The organism is Pseudonocardia sp. EV170527-09 (genome assembly GCF_008369905.1).
Taxonomy (GTDB): domain Bacteria; phylum Actinomycetota; class Actinomycetes; order Mycobacteriales; family Pseudonocardiaceae; genus Pseudonocardia.
On sequence record NZ_VRMC01000411.1, the window covers coordinates 1 to 285 of the forward strand.

Sequence of the window (285 nt, forward strand, 5' to 3'; positions counted from 1 at the left end):
GTTGTGCGCCGCTCGCCGCCATTCCGCATCGATCTCGGTATCGAATTTGCGCCGGTTCTTCAGCCCGGTGAGCGCGTCAGTCGTCGCGAGCTCTTCCAGCCGGTCTTCGGCCGCGGCGCGGCGGCCGATCTCGCGTGCGAGGAACAGCATGGTGCCGAGCACGACCAGGATCAGCGTCGTCATGATCGCGCCGATCCGGATCACTTCCCGGTGCCAGATCTTCAGAACGGTCGCGACCGGCTTTCCGACCACGACAAAGAACAGATTGGTGGTGCCGCTTCGGAC

General features: G+C 64.6%; 1 protein-coding gene. It reads right to left on the minus strand.

Translation table 11 applies throughout. The features are described 5' to 3' along the window. A partial coding sequence (locus FVA95_RS29645) for a GGDEF domain-containing protein (protein ID WP_149666970.1) occupies positions 1 to 285 on the minus strand: 285 nt, incomplete at both ends.